Below are 17528 nucleotides of genomic sequence, written 5' to 3'. Positions count from 1 at the left end.
CCCCAACCGATCGAGCCAGAGCTCGTGTGTCGCGCACAGCCGAGCCGCGCGTTCGGGCGGCCCCGTGACGCACCCGCGAGCGCCAAGAGTATCTCCAAGCCGACCTCCTGACGCTTCGCAGCATTCCACTGTCACCCCCCGAAGCGCCGAATGTCAATAATCCCAAGCGTGTCACGCGCGCCGCCGCCCGGCAAGACTGAGTGCTAGCGCGCTGGGGCGGCCCGCCTGACGAATTCGCCGAGGGGCTTGCGCTTGCCCGCTGTCTCGGCCATGCTGGCGCCCCGCTCGGCCAAGCCGGGTGGAGCGGGCGGTAAAGTTGACGTTCAGACCCACGGGCGTTAGCTACGGGGGTGGCTCCACTCGTCTTGGACTGCGCCGGGAATAGGGCTGTCACGTTACGGTTCGCTGCCGCAGCCCGGATTCCAGCTGCGGTGAATATTCCAGCTGCGGTGAAGATTCCAGCTGCGGTGGGAGTCCCGGCCGCTTGGTCAGCATGCCAGTGGAGGCCCACTTGAAATCAGGAGAGCCCGCAGTGTACGATGATGCTCATGCCACAACGGAGGGTCCTGCCCGGACACAGGCGTCCAACCTCGAGGACTTTCGCGGTCGATGGGTGGTGATCGACGAGGAGCGGGGCTGCGTGATGGACGCCGACGAAGACCTTGGCGCCCTTTGCGGGCGTATGGTCGATTCGCAGTGGACCCATTGTTGCGTGGTCTTGGCGAGCGCCGGCGACCTCGGTTCCGGTAGCAGCTTACTGCATCACTGAAGGTCCGGTGGTCGGGGTGCTTTGGGGGCGTAGCGCGTGCCAACCGGTTCGCGCTACGCCGCGAGTCGGGTCGCGGTGGTGCGATTGAGGGCCCCAAACTCCAGCGCGCCATAGGCGCTGGGCGCGCGGCACCCGGTTGGGGACAATGGAACCAGGAAAGACCGAGCAGGCCAAGGTGGAACACGCTACCGTCAAGGAGGTAGGGCATGGACGCTATCAGCTCGGCCGGGTAATCGCGCGCGAGAGCACGGGGACGGTGCATGAGGCGCATGACTCGAAGGCGAATCTGGCTGTTACGGTGAAGGTGCTACATCCCACGTTTACCCGCGATGCGACGAAGATCGCCCGCTTTACCCGCGAAGCGCAGCTGCTCGAGCGGATCCAGCATCCCAACGTGGCGCGCATCCTAGACCTAGGAGAAGACGAGGGTGGCGTGCTGTACCTCGCCATGGAGAGCCTGCAGGGCCGGCGGCTGCACGATATGCTGCAGGCTGGCCCGCTGCCGAGGGAGTATGGCCTTTCGATCGTGCGTCAAGTCGTCGAGGGGGTGGGGGCGGCTCACGAGCAGGGCGTGCTGCACCGAGGGCTCACACCCGATAGCGTCATGGTGGACACGGACCCGCGGGACGGTTCGGCGCGCGTCAAGCTTACGGACTTCGGGATCGCCAAGCTAGCCGAGCCCGGGGTTGCGGGAGGCACGGTCGAGCTCATCACCGGCAAGCCCGAGTACATGTCTCCCGAACAGTGCCAGGGCAAATCCGCCGATCAGCGCGCTGACCTCTACGCGTGCGGCTGCATACTGTACCTCACACTCACTGGCCGCTTGCCCATCACCGGTCGCAACCCCGTCGATGTGATTCTCGCGCAGTGCGACAAGGTGCCAGCGCCGCCGACGCGAATACGGCCGGAACTGCCCGAGGTGATCGACCGTATCTGCGTGAAGGCCCTCGCAAAACGACCTGAGGATCGCTACCAGAGCGCTGGCGAGCTGGCCTCGGACATTCGACAGGCCGAGCGAGGATCCAGTGTCAGCCCTGTTCCCAGCGTTGATACAAGGCGGGTTGTCGCCGCTGGGGGTGGCCTGAGGGCACAGGATCCAAAGTGGCTTCTGGTGTCGTTTGCCCTGGGCGTGGCTGCGGCTGCCTTGGCGCTGCGGTTCGTGTTGGATTGGGGCCCCTAGTCAGCGGCCTGGCTGGGCCGTTGTGCCTGAAGAGTCGTCCTCGGTTGGTCGTGGTCGTCGCTCGTGAGCTGGGGTCACGCCGCAGATCGGGGTTGTGCCGGCCATGCGAGAGCTGGTAGTCCGAGCCAAGCGCCGGCCTGGATGTCGTCAACGGGTGCGCTGTCCGCAACCCGGCGGGCGGCTCGGGCTGAAGCGAGTCCACACTGGCGAGGAAGAAGCAAGCATGAACTACCGACAGCAATCGGGTGCGGCCGCACTCACAGCAGGTGCACGAAGGTCAGGCCGGAACGGGCGCGATGTCCGGGGATCTGCGGCGCCGGTCAAGATGCGGGCCGGGGCTTTGGGACGTGGCGTCCGCCAGCAGCCTCGGCCCAAGGCGTACCGGCTGCCCCTTGTAGCGCTTACGTTCGCGATGATGGTCCTGGCTGCTGGTTGCGGCGCTCGCAGAGCGTCGGGTACCCTGCAGCCCATCGACAGCAGCGCCCAAGGGTTCTTTGCTCCGCCGCAACCGATGCCCACAGCGGAGCAAGGCGTTCCGGACTGGGGAAACCCCACGGTCGTGGAACGCAACCGCCTGCCTGCGCGGGCAACGCTCTTTGCCTATCCGGACGTGCAGGCAGCGCTCACTCGCGATCCCGAACGCTCTCCATGGTACCGCTCACTCAACGGTTATTGGAAGTTTCACTGGGTAGGCAAGCCTGCCGACCGTCCGCGCGATTTCTTTCTCCCCGACTACGACGATGCGGCCTGGTCGATGCTGCCGGTGCCCTCGAACTGGCAGATGCACGGTTACGGGCGGCCAATCTACCTCAACGCGCGCTACTCCTTCGCGCCCAAGAACCCCGACCCACCCCACATTCCCCACGACGACAATCCGGTGGGATCCTACCGCACCCACTTCCAGTTGTCCGAGGCCTGGTTTGCGCGGCGCACCATCCTCCACTTCGCTGGAGCGGGAGCCGCGTTCTACGTGTGGGTGAACGGCGAACGCGTGGGCTACTCGCAGGGCAGTCGGACGCCTGCCGAGTTCGACATATCGGGTTACGTCAAGCCAGGCCAGAACCTGCTGGCGGTGGAAGTCTACCGCTACTCGGATGGCTCGTACCTCGAGTGTCAAGACTTCTGGCGCTTGAGCGGGATCTTCCGCGATGTCTATCTGATCTCTCAGGGCGATGCGTACATCCGTGACGCCTGGGCGCACACCGCGGTCGATCCCGCTTCCCGCACCTGGCAGCTTCGGCTAGAGGCCGACGTGCCGCAGCGCAGCCGTGCAGCATCCGGCGAAAGAGCGCAGCGCGCGGCCTCCCGGCTCGCGCTGACGCTGATGGACGCGGCAAACCAGATCGTAACTCGAGCTGACCTGCCGCTTTCGCAGGGCGTTGCCTCCTCTGGCAGCCTGCAGGTCTCCGGGGCCAAGTCGTGGTCTGCGGAGACGCCCTACTTGTATACGCTGCTCTTGGAGCTGAAGGATCCGCACGGGGCGACGCTCGAGGTCGTGCCCTTGCGTGTCGGCTTTCGCCAGGTTTCCTGGAAACACGGCAACCTGCGGGTCAACGGCAAGCTGGTCTATATGCGTGGCGTCAATCGTCACGAGCACGATCCCGACACCGGTCACTTCGTGAGCCGGGAATCGATGCTTCGCGATGTGCTGCTCATGAAGCGCAACAACATCAACGCGGTCCGTACGTCGCACTATCCGAGTCATCCGCTGTGGTACGACCTCGCGGACGAGTACGGGCTGTACATTTTCGATGAAGCCAACATCGAGTCCCACGGAATGGGCTACAAGCCCGAACGTACACTGGCGCACAAACCCGAGTGGCAGCTCGCCCACATGGACAGGACGGTGCGCATGGTAGAGCGTGACAAGAACCACCCCTCGGTCATCGTGTGGTCTCTTGGCAACGAGGCCGGTGATGGGCCGAACTTCGTGGCCACCTCGAACTGGATTCATCGGCGCGATCCTACGCGTCCCGTGCACTACGAACGGGCGGGGCGCGAGGCTCACGTCGACCTCGTCTCTCCCATGTACACGCGCATTCCGGGTATTACCAAGTACGCGAAGGGAAACGACCCCCGTCCCATGATTCTCTGCGAATACTCGCACTCGATGGGCAACAGCACCGGCAATCTCGCAGAGTACTGGGAAGCCATGTATCAGTACGACAAGCTGCAGGGTGCTTTCATCTGGGACTGGGTGGATCAGGGCCTCCGCAAGCAGATTCCCCAGGCCTACCGAGGTCGCCGCCAGTCGGTTCCCGGTGGCACGTTTTGGGCGTATGGGGGTGACATGGGAGACGATCCCAACGACGACAACTTCTGCATGAACGGCCTGGTGGATGCGGACCGAAAGCCGCACCCTGCGTTGGCCGAGGTCAAGCACGTCTACTCGCCGCTGCGCGTGGATGCCGTGGATGCTGGCAGGGGACAGTTCAAGGTGCTGAACCGCTACGAGGTGCTCAGCCTGGACCACCTCGAAGTGCTCTGGGAGGTCATGGCGGGCGGCCGTACTGCGTCACAGGGTCGCGCGCGCTTGCGGGACGTGCCCGCCGGGCAGGCGGGGGCGCTGAGGCTTGCGTACGCTCCGCCTGATCTGAGCGAGGGAGAGGAGGCGTTCGTCAACCTGCGTTTCGTCTTGCGCGATGCGACTTCTTGGGCGAACAAGGGCCACGTCGTCGACAGCGCCCAGTTCAAGCTTGCCGAGCGCAAGCAGGGCCGACTCAGGAGGGTTGGGCGCGTGGTGCTCAAGAGCGACCAGGGCGAACATCGAGTCAGTGGCAACGGCTTCGAGTTCGCGGTCGACCGTACGAGCGGCCAGATCAGCAAGTGGACCTACGACGGGGAGCAGGTGCTCGCGGCCGGTGCTCATCCCAGCCTGTGGCGTGCCCCGACGGACAACGACCGCGGTGCCAAGGTGCACAAGAAGTGGGCTGCCTGGCGAGAAGCACGGCGCTGGCAGGTGCAGCAAGTCCGTGCCAAGCGAATGGGGCCCACCAAGGCCCGGATCGAGGTGCAGGCAAGGCTGGCGAGTGTCGCTTCCGACTATCGCCTAAGCTACACGGTATACGGGAGCGGCGACGTGGTGGTCGACGCGCGGTTGTCTGCTGGGCAGGGTCGGCCCGAGCTGCCACGCTTCGGAGTCGAGCTGCAGCTGCCGGCCGGCCTCGATCACGTCAGCTGGTATGGTCGCGGGCCGCACGAAAACTACGTGGACCGCCAGCGAGCGTCCCATGTGGGCCTGTACCGTAGCAACGTCGATGACTTGTTCTTCAACTACTCCGAGCCACAGGAAAACGGCGGCCGAAGCGACGTGCGCTGGCTTGCGCTGACATCGCAGACAGGGCTTGCTCTGTTCGTGGAAGGTGATCCGACGCTGCAGTTCAGTGCGAGCCACTACAGCGTCGATGATCTCGAAAAAGCGAAGCACTTTTACGAGCTCACCTGGCAAGAGCGCGTGTACCTGCACCTGGACGGCGCCATGATGGGTGTGGCAGGCGACGACAGCTGGGGCGCCCTGCCGCTTGCCAAATACCGCATCGCCAACCCGGACGGCGAACACCACTTCCGAGTGCGCTTGCGTCCGTTCCGCACCTCCACGACGACGCCGCAGGCCCTGCACGCCCAGCGTCCCCTCATCAAGTGAGGAGTCGAGTCAGTTGAGGGCGTAGGGCGCGGCCAGGGTCAGCGGGGCGATCTCGGCGTCGAAGCCGTCGCCCTGTTCCCACAGCATCCTGTAGGTACCATGCATGGTGCCATGAGGCGTAGTCAGCACACATCCGCTCGTGTACTGGAAGCTCTGGCCAGGCGGCAGGATAGGTTGCTCTCCGACGACTCCTTCCCCCTCGACCTCCTGGGTCTTGCCGTCGCCGTGCATGATATGCCAGTGGCGGCTTGTGAGCTGGACCGTTCGCTGCGACTTGTTGCTTATGCGGATCGTATACGCGAAGACATACCTACGCGAAGCCGGTTGCGAGTGCTGTGGCATATAGTTGGCCGTAGCGATGACCTCGATCCCCTGTGTTGCCGCCACTGAACGCACGCTCGCGCGCATACTGCTACCTCGGCTTACGAGTCCCCACCCCAGGCGTTGAGGGCCCGCGGAAGAATAGCTGATCCGTTTCGCCGGCTCTGACCACCGCCGGCTATGTTGCTCCTCCTCGAAGTATCCCCAATGCTCCTCGTCGTCGCGCCTCGCCAGCGGCGCCCAGTCCTCGCCGAAACACACGAGTTATGCTTCCGCGGACCCTCAGGGGTTACGTAGCTCAGGCCTCGGGTTCTCGCAACAGTGCAGCGACTACGCCAGTAGGTCGATGCCGGAGCGCGCACCGGGCGGTCTCTCCGGGGGCGTCGAAGCACGCTGCGGCGTTTGGGCTCGATAGGCCTCGAACCCTCGTTGCACGCCACCCTGCACCGGATAAACGTCGGCGTCCGGGGGGAATGCAGGGGGGTTGGGCGAAGCCCGATCCGGCAGTGGACCACCCGAATCGGCTGCATCATCCACGGCCTCGGCTGCACGCTCTGCCACGATGGCAGCGGCCTCGGCGACACGTTCGGCTGCAAGCGCGGCGCGTTCGTTCCGTTTCCGTTCGACAGCCTCTTGTGGTCCGGGTCCGGGTGCAGCAAACCCGCTAGCGTCACGCGCTCGCGCCGAGAGTGTCTCTTGTGCGCCGTCGATCCTGCCCTGACCAGCCAGCAGCCGCTCGCTCGACTCCTCGATGCGCTCCCTTACGGCCTCGCGGTGTGCTTCCTGTTCCAGACGCCGCTCCACGCGCTGCTGCCGTTGCTGCGCGAATCGATGCTGGGTTGCCGCCAGCTCGGCGTTGGCCGCTGCCAGCCGTCTCTGCATTTCCTTGGTGGCGGGTGGGAATTCCCCATCTCCGAGCGAAGGAGACTGTGCCGGTTCCGAATAGCCGCGGGCCGTTGCCGCCCGCCCAGCATGGCCGCCCCGCATCGTCCTTGGCTGCCGGGTATCTTCGAGGCGGCGCTCGTCCGCGCGGCGCCCATCCTCCTCCTTGCTGCGGTCGGCTTCGAGGGGCTGCTCCACGCGAGCGGCCAGATCCCGTGACTGGAGGGCCCGGGGAAGCGGATTGGCGCCAGCGCGGGCGGCTGCTTCCGCCCCCGTTGGGGCGACGAATTGTCCTGAGAGGAGGCCGATCATGGGTCTCGCCAGAGTGCCGGGGGCCGAGGTGCACCCTTCCGGTCTCGTCTTCGGACGCTCCAGCATCCAACTTTAGCAGAAAATCGGTCCTGCCCAGCAGTTCATGTAGTCAGCTATACGGCATTCACCTACATCAGGCCGCGCGCGCGGATCCTTGACACCGTAGGATCGGACGGCCTATCTAGCTGGAGTTGCGCTTGAACGATGGCCACAGCACAGGGCGGTGGCTGGTGAAGCTAGAGCGGAGGGCGGCACAGGAGCTGTTCGCCGGGGCGCTGGTCCAAAGGAGTGCGCAGATGGCACGTTTCACGAATGCCGAGCAGATTCGCGAATCCATTCGAGACAAGAGCGATGCGGAGATCGTCAGCGCACTCCAGGACAGGGGCATCGACAGCGTGCTCGACCAAGTCTTCGAAGGGATGCAGGAGGCCTTCAACGCTGACAAGGCGTCTGGCCAAAGCGCCGTCATCCAGTTCGACGTGGAATGCCCGGACCAGGTGCGGAGCTATCAGCTGCATGTGGCTGACGGTCAGTGCTCGCTGAACAAAGGCGTAGAAGCGTCAGCACGCGTCACGCTCAGCCTCAATCTCCCCTGTTTCATGCGTTTCGTTACCGGTCATCTCGACGGCATGCAAGCCTTCATGGCTGGGCAGCTCAGGATCACTGGTGACGTGATCTTCGCGCAGAACATCCAGAGCTGGTTCGACCAACCTAGCTAGGGTAGGGCGGCCCCAGTCCGCGCGGCCGGTCTCGACCGGTTGCTATTGGCCAAACCCAAACGATTCAGGGAAAGCACGATGTACCTCCACCAGACCGGCACAGCACGACAGCGCAACCGCAAGCGCAGCAACCGCTACCGAGCGAAGCTCAAAGCAAAGAACCGCCGCCGCATGAGCCGCATGGCTGGGCGCCGGCTCTCGGCGCGACGCTAGCGGTTCAGCCTGTCTGGAGCTCCTCGAGCCTTCGCCTAACCTGCTCGGCGTGCCCCTTGGCCTTCACGCGTCTCCAGTGATGGGCGATCTTGCCTTGGGGGTCGATGAGGACGGTGGACCGAATCACTCCGACCGTCTTCTTGCCATACATGTTTTTTTCGCCCCACGCCTCGTACTTGGTCATCACCTTCTTGTCTGGGTCGCTCAGGAGGCCCACCTTGAGTCCGTGCTTCAGGGCAAACTTCTTGTGGGTCTCGCAGTCATCCGGACTCACTCCAAGCACCTTCGCTCCGAGCTTGTCGAAGATCCGAATGGTTGAGGTGAACTCACACGCTTCCGTGGTGCAGCCCGGTGTGTCATCCCTCGGGTAGAAATAGACCACGACCCACTGGCCGCGCAGGTCGGCGAGCGCGACCTTGTCGTTGTCTTCGTTTTTTAGCGTAAAAGCGGGAGCCTTCTTGCCCAGATCGATTGCCATGCTGTGCCTCGTGTGTTCGGGATGCTGGATACTATCAGTAGCCAAGACGGGCAACGGCACGGGTCGGACCGCCGCTGGCGTCCCGAAACTGCGCTGCTATGGCTTCGCTGCCTGACCTTGCTGGCGCCACCGGGAACGGGCCTTGACCGCCGTGCTTGATTCCAACCGCCGTGCTTGATTCCAACCGCCGTGCTTGATTCCAACCGCCGTGCTTGAGATCAGCTTCATCCGCGATAACGAACCGCTGGTGCGTGCCGCGATCCGTGACAAGCGGGTCGCGGTGGACCTGGATCGCCTGCTCGCGCTGGACGTGAAGCGACGCGAGTTGATCACCGAGACAGAGCGCTTGCGGGCGCGGCGCAACGAGCTGTCCAAGCGGATGCCCCGTATTGCTCCAAGCGAGCGTCCCCCCCTGGTCAAGGAGGCCAAGGAGGTCAGCTCAGCCATCTCGGCGCTCGAGGCTCAGGCCACGACGGTCAAGCGGGAGTACGGCGAGCTCATGCTGCAGATGCCCAACGTCCCGGCGCCGGGCGTGCCCGTGGGAGATGGGGAAGGCGACAACGTCGAGCTGCGGCGCTGGGGCGAGCCACCGCGGTTCGAGTTCGATCCGCGCGATCACCTGACCTTGGCCTCGCGGCATGGGCTCGTGGAGCTTGAAGCGACGCGGCAGTTCGCCGGCTCGCGAGGCTACGCGCTCTTTGGTGATCTGGCGCTGCTGGAGCAAGCCGCGCTCCAGTTTGCTCTGCGTCACGTGCACGCCAAGGGCTTCACTCCGGTTTCGCCGCCCGTCATGGTCAAGGAATCGAGCATGATCGGTACCGGCTTCTTCCCGATCGGTCGCGCCGATACCTACGCCCTGGAACGCGACGGCCTGTTCTTGGTTGGAACCTCGGAGGTCAGCCTCGTTTCGCTGTACGCGGGCAAAACGGTGGCCCTGGACCAACTGCCCATCCGCCTTGCGGGTATCTCCACGTGCTTCCGCCGCGAGGCGGGCTCGGCCGGTCGCGATGTCCGGGGCCTGTATCGCGTGCACCAGTTCCAAAAGGTCGAGCAAGTGGTGCTCTGCGCCGACGACGACGCGCAGGCCGAGCAAGAGCACGCCGCGCTTCTTGCCAACTCGGAGCAGATTCTGCAGGCGCTTGAGTTGCCGCATCGCGTCTCGCTCGCCTGCACGGTCGAGCTGGGCCTGGGTCAGATCCGCAAGCACGAGGTCGAAACCTGGATGCCAAGTCGGGAAAGCTACAGCGAGACCCACTCCTGCTCGTCACTCGGCACCTTCCAGGCGCGCCGCAGCAAGATCCGCTACCGCGGCCACGACGGCAGATCGCACTTCGCGCAGACCCTGAACAATACAGCCATCGCATCACCGCGCATCCTGATCCCGCTGCTCGAACACAACCAGCACGCGGATGGCACGGTGAGCATCCCGCCGGTCCTGCAGCCCTTCATGGACGGCCGGAAGCTGATCGGCTGAGCGAGCCGACGAGCGTGTCCAAACACTGCGGCCAGTGAGTGGCGATCTTGTGGAAAAGGCGAGTCGAAGGGGCCCTGTGCGAGGTACGTACTGCGGGCTCGGTGCGGCGGCTGTACAGCGATGGCGTCTTTCACAGTGAGTACAGCCCCCGCCGGTATCTGACGGGGCAGGTTTGGGATCTGCTGATGCTCCCGGCTTTTTTCTGTGCTCGGGGCACGATTCGTCGGGTCTTGGTGCTCGGAGTCGGCGGGGGCACCGTGATTCGCCAGCTGCGTCGCTTCGTGACTCCGTCGTCGATCGTGGGCGTGGAGCGGAACGCGGCGCACCTGCACGTGGCCAAGCGCTTTTTTGATGCCGGCGGGCCTGAGACCACGCTTGTTTGCGACGATGCGCGACGCTGGGCTTCGTCTTATCGAGGCGCACCCTTCGACATGATCATCGACGACCTTTTCGGAGGAGCAGATGCAAGGCCGATGCGATCGGTGGACATGGACTCTGAATGGTTCGCGTGTCTGCTCGCACAGCTGTCGGACGCGGGCGTGCTGGTAGCGAACTTCCCATCACCCATCGCGTTGCGGGAATCGGCTTACCGCGTCCACCTGGGTGCCGGTCGTGCGTTTCGCGACGCGTTCAGCTTCTCCACCCCGAGCGATGCCAACGTGGTCGCTGCTTTCCTGCGCTTCGAATCCAGCGCGCGTTGGCTGCGAAACAATCTTCGTGCGACGCCGGGTCTCGACCCTGCGGTGAAGCGCAACCGCCTCAACTACCGCGTTCGAAGGCTCAGGTGACCCGAGCCCGGCGGCGCTGCTGTGCAGTCTTGATCACAGATCGAATCGATTTGGCTTCACTTTGGCTGCGTGCTGGGCCATAACCAGGCGCGATGATTGGTCGGGTCGCTTCGCTGATGCTGGTGGTCACGTGTGGCGTTGCTTGCGTAATCCCTCAGCCGCCCGAGAAACCCGCGCCCGGTGACGAACCCGTGCCCGGGATGCTCATGTGCAATGAAAGCGCAGCAGGGAGGGGCCAGTGCGTCGCCAACATCGCTCAGTATTGTCACGTGGTTGCGAAGATGAGCCCGCGACTGGAGCGAGGCCGCGCTTGCCAGTCGCTGGGTCAGGATTGCATGGAGACTTCCGATGGGAGGGCCGTGTGCGTGGACCGGACCCATCAGTGCGCGGGCGCCGAGCCGAGCTGCGATGTGCAGACCAACACGGCTCACAACTGCGTGGATGGCAAGCTGTCTACCCAGCCGTGCGGCTGGTTCGAGCGTTGTCAGCTCGACCCGAGCATCGGTGCGGCGCGGTGCATTCCCGAAAGCCAGATCTTCGATCCGGCGCGTATTTGCGACGACTACGAAGGTCGGCGTCCAGAAGGCCCGCCTCCCGTCTTCGATCGGCAACCTGCCGTCTCGGCGCAAGCGGCCTTCGGGCCAGTCCATGCGGTCGTACTAAACGCCACGATGACAGTACGCCTGCCAGCCGGCATGACTGGCTTCATGAGCATAACAACCGCGCGGCAGCGTGACTTGCTGGTGTTCGTGGGCCAGCCGAGCGGTGTGACCTCCGAGTTGCTGGCTGCGGACGGCGCCACGCCCATCGGCCTGCCAAGGATGGAGCGTCTGCCGTGCCGCGATCGCATCGACGCCGAATTCGAGGTGCCCCAGGCCACCGCCCTCCCCGGCAGCTACATCTTGAAGCTCAGCAACGGCGACCCGGTGGCCGACAAGATGGTCAGCTTCATCGTGACCCAGCGCGCCGTGCTTGATGATGTCATGTGCAGCCTGCAGGAGCTGCGCAGGCCGGACGAGGTTATGGGGATCAGCGAGGCGAATCGCACCGTGAAGCCCGAAGACGTCTTGTCTTCAAGGCACCGTGTCACCGTGAACGTGCCAGCGATCGTACAGCTTGAACCGAACACCGCATCGTTCGTCAACGTTTCGCTTTCCAAAGGGCGGTATGCGATCGGGCTGGGTAACCCGGTTGCTCTCATGAGCGTGGAGCTGTCCGATACCATGGGGGTGGGGACGCCTGCAGTCTTCACACCGGCGCCGGCGCCCAACGCAGTGTGTGGCCACAACCTGCTTCCGGGTCTTTTTCAGGTCGACGCCCAGGTCAAGGGCAAGTACCTGCTCAAGCTGAGCGGACCACCGAGCCTTTCGGTGCTCGTACACAAGTGGTTCTAGGTAGCCGGGGCCTGAACAGTTGCGGTTCTAGCGCTGCCTCGTGGGGCGAAGCTCGCGCAGCAGCCGGCGGACCTCGGACAACGGCAAGGCCTCGGCCGTGACGCTTCGACCCGTCCTGGAATCACGACGACGGGTTGTTGTAGCCATGAAAAGCGAATTATAGATAGCCTCTTCCGTGGCTTCGATTGTTGCTTGAAAAAGGGGGGACACACGGCTATTCGGGAGCTCCTGCACTCGGGCCGGCTTCTGGCGCCGGTCGGGCGTGCGCCGCACGCTTGTCGCCGTCGAGAAGGCGATCGCATAGTCGCCGGAACCGTTGGTCATGGACGAGCCCGTACGGGCCAGGCCCGCCAGGGCTCGTCGGGCCAAGCGCTTGAGGTTCCGGTCCGAGAGTGGGGCGTCCGTGGCGATCACGATCATGATGGAACCGTCGGCTATGTCGCTTTCGACCGCGTCCTTGAGGTAGTAGCTGCCGAGCAGCTTGCCGATCGGGACGCCGTCGATCTGCAGCACGCCTCCATGATTCGTCTGGACCAACACGCCCAGTCTGAAGGCGCCGAGGGATCGGGGAAGCACGCGTGAGCTGGTGCCAATACCCCCTTTGAAGCCGTAGCAGCGCGTTCCGGTGCCGGCGCCGACAGAGCCTTCGAGTACAGGGCCGTCGCTCGCGCTGCGCAGGGCCTTGGCGATCGCCTGGGGCGTCAACACCCTGGAGCGGATGTCGTTCAGGACTCCATCGTTGGTTTCCCCCACCACTGTGTTTACCGAGCGAACCTCTTCGTTTCCGGGTTGGGAAAGCGTCCAGTCGAGCAAGGCGTCCGCGGCACGCGGCACCGCCAAGGTGTTGGTGAGAACGATCGGCGTCTCGATTTCTCCCAGTTCCTCGATCTGGGTGAAGCCCATCAGCTTGCCGTAGCCGTTGCCGACCACGGCCGCAGCCGGCACCTTGCTCTGGTAGATGTTGCCCGCGTGGGGCAGGATCGCAGTTGCTCCGGTCCTAAGATCGGCACCCCTGTGCAGCGTGTAGTGGCCCACGTGAACGCCGCGCACGTCGGTTATGGCGTTGTGCGGTCCCGGGGCGAAGATCCCCGGGGCGATTCCCAACGCGCGCGCTCGCACGCGCTTGACGCTGCGCCTTTGTGGCGAATTCGTAGGCTGGCTGCCTTGTGCGGCCGCCGGGGTCTGGGAGCTAGCCGTGGCAGGGTCGGGTAGAAACGGCATCAGGGAGCCACAGACGATGAAGCACACGAGCCGGTTGAGGTTGAGGGCCTCATACCGCAGCGCAGGGGACAAGCCCACGAATCCTTCGGGTCGCGCGGGGGGCAGATCCATGGCGCACGACAGGCTAGCCCGAGAGTCGAACCGCGATCGCGGCACCAATTTTCCTCGCTCGATCCACCTCGTTTGCTTGCAGGCTCACCGCGCCCACCGTGGCGTGGCCACCGCCTCCAAACTCGGCGCACAGCGCCGAGATGTTGTGTTTGCGCGGTTCGGTCGACCACGGATTCCAGCCCACCGAAACCTTCGCACGGTGCTTTCCAGCGGTCACCGCGATCGCATAATCCGCATCCGGGAAGAGGCAGTAGGGAATGAACTTGTTGTAGCGGTCACTGCCCGTGCCCACCAGGTCGAAGGACACCACGCGCCCTTGCTGTCGAGCGTTGAGTCGGATGATCTCACGTGTCTTGGCCTGCTGCTCGCATAGTGGTGCGAAGAGCCGTTGGACGAGCGACTCCGAAGCGACCTCGTCGAGTGTTGCACCATCCGCGAGCTTCGCGATGCGAGGTGCCACGAAACGTTCGTTGCCGTGCACTTCGAGCACGGTCATCAGCTGCAGAGCAGGTTCGCGCAGTGCGACAGGCATTTCCGGAGTTGGAAACCGAGCGGAATCGATCAGGTCCGCCCAACGCACCAAGTTGTCGAGGGATGGCAGGCTGCAGCCGAATCGTTCGCTCGCGATGTCCGCGATGAGCTTGCAACAGGAACCGTAGCTCGGGTCGAAGAACTTGCGCCCGCTTCGGTCGAGCCGGTAGTGCTCCCGTTCTTGTTCGCCCACGATGCCGCTCTCGTGGTGATCGAACCACCACGTCAGCTTGTCGGAACAACTGTAGCGAAAATCCACCACGGCGTTGATCTGCCCTGTGAGCACCGTGGGCGGCACGAACGAGCCGCCCGGCTGGTGGTCGAGCCCCCGATACTTCACCTCGAGGGGCTCACGCTCGTGTTCACGAAGAAAACTGGTCAGGAACGCCGCAGAGCACATTCCGTCAAAACAGTGCCCATGATAGGCGATCGTAACCCTCTTACTCAAGCCTGGCTGCTCCGAGCTTCGCATTCACCAGCATGGGCACCGGAGTGGAATGCAAGAGTTGCAGTGGCTTGCTCAAGACAACGAGCTCGTACGAGCCGGCGAGCGCTTGCAGGCATTCTGGAAGGAACCGAACGGTCAAAGGATGCCGCCACCGAGCACGTCGCTCGGCTCCTCCTCTGCTTCGTCTTCCTCGGCGCCATAGTCTTCCTCGTGAGCGTTTTTTTGGCTCTTGAGCTCAGGAGTGAGTCGCTTTGACTTGACACCGTTCCAAGGGCCCCCGTTGTTGTCGTTGTCTCCCAGCCCCCATCTGCCCAGGATCTTATGCTCCTCGGTATTGGGATCGACTCGGTAGCGAAAATAACCATGGCCCTTCGTGCTCGTGGGTCGATTCGAGATCAGGGCGCGCTTCTCCTCCCAGGAGAAACGAAGCATGTCGCCCTCCACGTCTCCCTGCAGCGTGCCAGTGCGCTCATCCTTGCTGTACTCACCAAGCACGGTATCGCCATTCTGGATCATATCCATGCGGCCGTACTGGGGTGAGAACCAAACACCTTCGAAGGAACCGCCTTCCGGCATCCGGCCAGCGGCGACCACGCGCTTGGTGCTGCCCCCGCACCCAGCCGCAACAGCCGAGGTCGAAAGCGCCAGAAGCATGGACCCGATCAGCCAGATGCGTAGCATTTCGCGCCTCTTGGGCTACGATAGACGAGGCTGCCCGGGGGGGCAATCGAGATTCGCACTCAGCCTACACCAGGCTCGGGATGTTGAGCGCATAGTAAAGGAACTGCTCTCGTTCGAGCGCCAGCGGTAGCCAATCGATCAGCGCCCGCGGGGCTCCAAGCGCATTGCCAAGTCCAAGCGCATTGCCAAGTCCAAGCGCATTGCCAAGTCCAAGCGCATTGCCAAGTCCAAGCGCCCTGCCAACAACGGCGATGCTGCCCACCTCGGCGTCTGCTCGGATGGTCTGCGGCTGCGCCAAACGGGGCTCGAGCCTGTTCTTCAGGGCCGCGGAAAGGTCCGTCAGGCCCCGCTTGCACTCATCGAGTGCGACGTCGAGCCCTCCGAGACGGTCAACAAGCCCCCTGTCATGAGCGTCGATTCCGGACCACACTCTCCCACCTGCAACTTGCTCAACCGCGGCCTTGGACATGGAACGACCTTCGGCCACGACTGCAACGAAGCGCTCGTAGAAGGCACGCCCGTCGGCCTCGAGCATCGTTCGTTCCAGTGGCTCCAAGCCCCGCGAGGGCGAGAGCATGTCCGAATGAGGGGCTCCGCGCACCGTCTCGGCCCGCACCCCCGATCGATCGAGGAGCTGCCGTACCACAAGCTTGACGTTCAGCACTCCGATGGAGCCGGTTACCGTGAGCGGCTGAGCGACAATCGTACTCGCAGCTGCCGCAAGGTAGTAGCCACCACTGGCCGCCACCTCACCGAGACAAGCGACCAAGGGCTTGACCTCCGCCAGCCTGGCGAGCTCACGGTGGAGTAGATCGCTAGCCAGCGCGGAACCACCTGGAGAATCGATCTGGGCGATGACCGCCTGCACGGATGCGTCTTTCCGCAGTGCGTCGAGCAGCCTCTGCATGGGTCTGAGCGCCACGCTCTTGCCAGTGCCGGTCCCCGTTCCCATCACGATCGCGCCCTGAAAAGGGACAACAGCGATATGGGGGGTCTTGCGCACAGGCCTCAGCAATCGTTGCCTGTTCCACCGCTCGTAGCGCGATGCGTGTATGAGGCTGCCACGATCGCGCCCGGTTGCCCGCGCGGCCAGCTCGTCTTCGTAGACCGATGCGTCTGCCAGCCCGGCTGAAATGGCGGCAGATGCCTTCAGCATGCCACGCTCGAACACGTCGCTGGCAGGTTGGTCGCTGCCGGCGCCTCTCAGGCGCCGCTCCAGCGCATCGGCGAGGCGCTGTTGTACCCGGCCGACGAGGACCTCGATCTGCTCTCGCTGCGCGGCACTCATGCCTCCGCGCAGGAAGGGCTCCATCGCCGTCTTGTAGGTCCCGATCGCCTGCGTCTGCACCTCCACACCCACGCGATCCAACAGCGGTCTGAAGTACCACGTCTCGGCGCTGACTCCCAGCAGCGAGACGCTCGCGTGAGGCGTCAGCCACACCTTGTCGGCGGACCACGCAATGTATAGCTCTAGGTTTCCTCCGCCGTGCGGCAGCAGCGCGATCACGGACTTGCCGCTCGCCCGCAAGCGTTCAAGCACGTCCGCGAGCGCCTGGGCGCGGGCCCAACCCACCTGCATACGTGGGATAGCGACAACAATGCCTCGCACCTGCCGCTCGCGACCGATACGGCGGGCGAAGCTGCGCAGCCGCTGCAGCGATGTAGCGTGGCGCGGATTGGCAAGCCTCAGCAGACGGCGCCAGCCGGGCTCGTCGCTCTCCAGTTCCACGACCCTTGGATGCAGGCGCAGCTCGACCCACTCGCCCCGAGGCTTCGTGAGCACCCAGCGAGCCCACCAAAGCGGGGCGAACAGCAGCCGCACCAGATTCGAGCCGATTCGCCACAGGGTCCTCATGCCTCCAGCCTACCATGCGTCCGTAACTGTTCAGGCCCCTGGAAGTCCGGTTTCGGGGCGGTTTGCCGGGCGGGCCCCGAAAGAATCGCCCGGGGGGTACCGCTCGTTTGCGGTTGGGAATCAGCCGCAGCGCAGGGTGGGGCCGAGGGCGAAGGCCGCCCGGGGAGCCGTGGTGCCAGCACGGTCACCCCGTGAACGGTTGTATGCGCCCCGGCCCCAATTATCCTGCAAGTTCGCAAGGTCTTGCCGCCAAGCAGACGCTCTGGTACGACACATGGGTGGCTCCCTGAGTGTGCGAAGCCCGCCGTTCTTCGCGCTACGCAGCGACCGGAAGCGTAAGACCAACGACCGACGCCGGGCCCTCGAGCCAGACGCCGCCCCGAACCCAGGTACCTGCCTAGACCCAGACGCCGCTAAACCAGACATTGCGCATGAACACAGTGCGCATGAACACAGTGCGCATGAACACAGTGCGCATGAACACAGTGCGCATGAACACAGTGCGCAT

The 17528-nt window shown here is 64.2% G+C and carries 14 protein-coding genes; 7 read left to right on the top strand and 7 right to left on the bottom strand.

The window, feature by feature from the left end:
• The first annotated feature begins 532 nt into the window (after positions 1–532).
• The 3 genes from MJD61_21645 to MJD61_21635 all read left to right on the top strand — a co-directional run bounded on the left by MJD61_21645 (position 533) and on the right by MJD61_21635 (position 5592).
• Entirely contained in the window at positions 533–769 is a 237-nt protein-coding gene (locus MJD61_21645; GenBank protein ID MCG8557861.1) for a hypothetical protein, read from the top strand.
• A 145-nt stretch (positions 770–914) separates the two neighbouring features.
• Positions 915–1949, top strand: a complete 1035-nt coding sequence (locus tag MJD61_21640; protein MCG8557860.1) for a serine/threonine protein kinase — start codon at positions 915–917, stop codon at positions 1947–1949.
• A 223-nt stretch (positions 1950–2172) separates the two neighbouring features.
• The gene (locus MJD61_21635) at positions 2173–5592 is read left to right on the top strand and encodes a DUF4981 domain-containing protein (protein MCG8557859.1); all 3420 of its coding nucleotides are present in this window, start codon (positions 2173–2175) and stop codon (positions 5590–5592) included.
• 9 nt (positions 5593–5601) lie between these two features.
• Here the strand turns inward: MJD61_21635 and apaG are convergent, their stop codons facing one another.
• Together apaG and MJD61_21625 are read right to left on the bottom strand one after the other, a co-directional pair.
• Entirely contained in the window at positions 5602–6000 is a 399-nt protein-coding gene (gene apaG / locus MJD61_21630; protein MCG8557858.1) for a Co2+/Mg2+ efflux protein ApaG, read from the bottom strand.
• Between the two features lie 243 nt (positions 6001–6243).
• On the bottom strand, positions 6244–7107 hold the full coding sequence (locus MJD61_21625; GenBank protein MCG8557857.1) for a hypothetical protein: 864 nt from the start codon (positions 7105–7107) through the stop codon (positions 6244–6246).
• A gap of 296 nt (positions 7108–7403) precedes the next feature.
• Here MJD61_21625 and MJD61_21620 point away from each other — a divergent pair, with 296 nt between their 5' ends.
• A complete protein-coding gene (locus tag MJD61_21620; GenBank protein MCG8557856.1) occupies positions 7404–7826 on the top strand; it encodes an SCP2 sterol-binding domain-containing protein in 423 nt (140 codons plus the stop codon).
• Positions 7827–8043: 217 nt separating this feature from the next.
• On the opposite strand, the gene MJD61_21615 is transcribed toward MJD61_21620, so the two are convergent.
• Complete coding sequence (locus MJD61_21615; GenBank protein ID MCG8557855.1) at positions 8044–8517, bottom strand: peroxiredoxin; 474 nt, start codon at positions 8515–8517, stop codon at positions 8044–8046.
• Between the two features lie 208 nt (positions 8518–8725).
• On the opposite strand from MJD61_21615, the gene serS reads away from it, so the two are divergent.
• From serS to MJD61_21600, 3 genes are all read left to right on the top strand, one after another.
• On the top strand, positions 8726–9991 hold the full coding sequence (serS, locus tag MJD61_21610; GenBank protein MCG8557854.1) for a serine--tRNA ligase: 1266 nt from the start codon (positions 8726–8728) through the stop codon (positions 9989–9991).
• 47 nt (positions 9992–10038) lie between these two features.
• Complete coding sequence (locus tag MJD61_21605; GenBank protein ID MCG8557853.1) at positions 10039–10779, top strand: hypothetical protein; 741 nt, start codon at positions 10039–10041, stop codon at positions 10777–10779.
• A gap of 92 nt (positions 10780–10871) precedes the next feature.
• A complete protein-coding gene (locus MJD61_21600) occupies positions 10872–12173 on the top strand; it encodes a hypothetical protein (protein ID MCG8557852.1) in 1302 nt (433 codons plus the stop codon).
• A gap of 27 nt (positions 12174–12200) precedes the next feature.
• On the opposite strand, the gene MJD61_21595 is transcribed toward MJD61_21600, so the two are convergent.
• The 4 genes from MJD61_21595 to sppA form a co-directional block, all read right to left on the bottom strand.
• Positions 12201–13505 carry a P1 family peptidase gene (locus MJD61_21595; GenBank protein MCG8557851.1) on the bottom strand — a complete coding sequence of 435 codons (1305 nt, stop codon included), beginning with the start codon at positions 13503–13505 and terminating at the stop codon, positions 12201–12203.
• Between the two features lie 13 nt (positions 13506–13518).
• Positions 13519–14484: a hypothetical protein gene (locus MJD61_21590; protein ID MCG8557850.1), complete on the bottom strand. Its 966-nt coding sequence runs from the start codon at positions 14482–14484 to the stop codon at positions 13519–13521.
• Positions 14485–14619: 135 nt separating this feature from the next.
• Complete coding sequence (locus MJD61_21585) at positions 14620–15165, bottom strand: hypothetical protein (GenBank protein ID MCG8557849.1); 546 nt, start codon at positions 15163–15165, stop codon at positions 14620–14622.
• A gap of 64 nt (positions 15166–15229) precedes the next feature.
• The gene (sppA, locus tag MJD61_21580; protein MCG8557848.1) at positions 15230–17020 is read right to left on the bottom strand and encodes a signal peptide peptidase SppA; all 1791 of its coding nucleotides are present in this window, start codon (positions 17018–17020) and stop codon (positions 15230–15232) included.
• Between the last annotated feature and the right edge of the window lie 508 nt (positions 17021–17528).

This window comes from Pseudomonadota bacterium (assembly GCA_022361155.1).
Classification (GTDB): Bacteria; Myxococcota_A; Polyangia; order Polyangiales; family JAKSBK01; genus JAKSBK01.
This window is presented reverse-complemented; position numbering and strand designations above follow the sequence as displayed.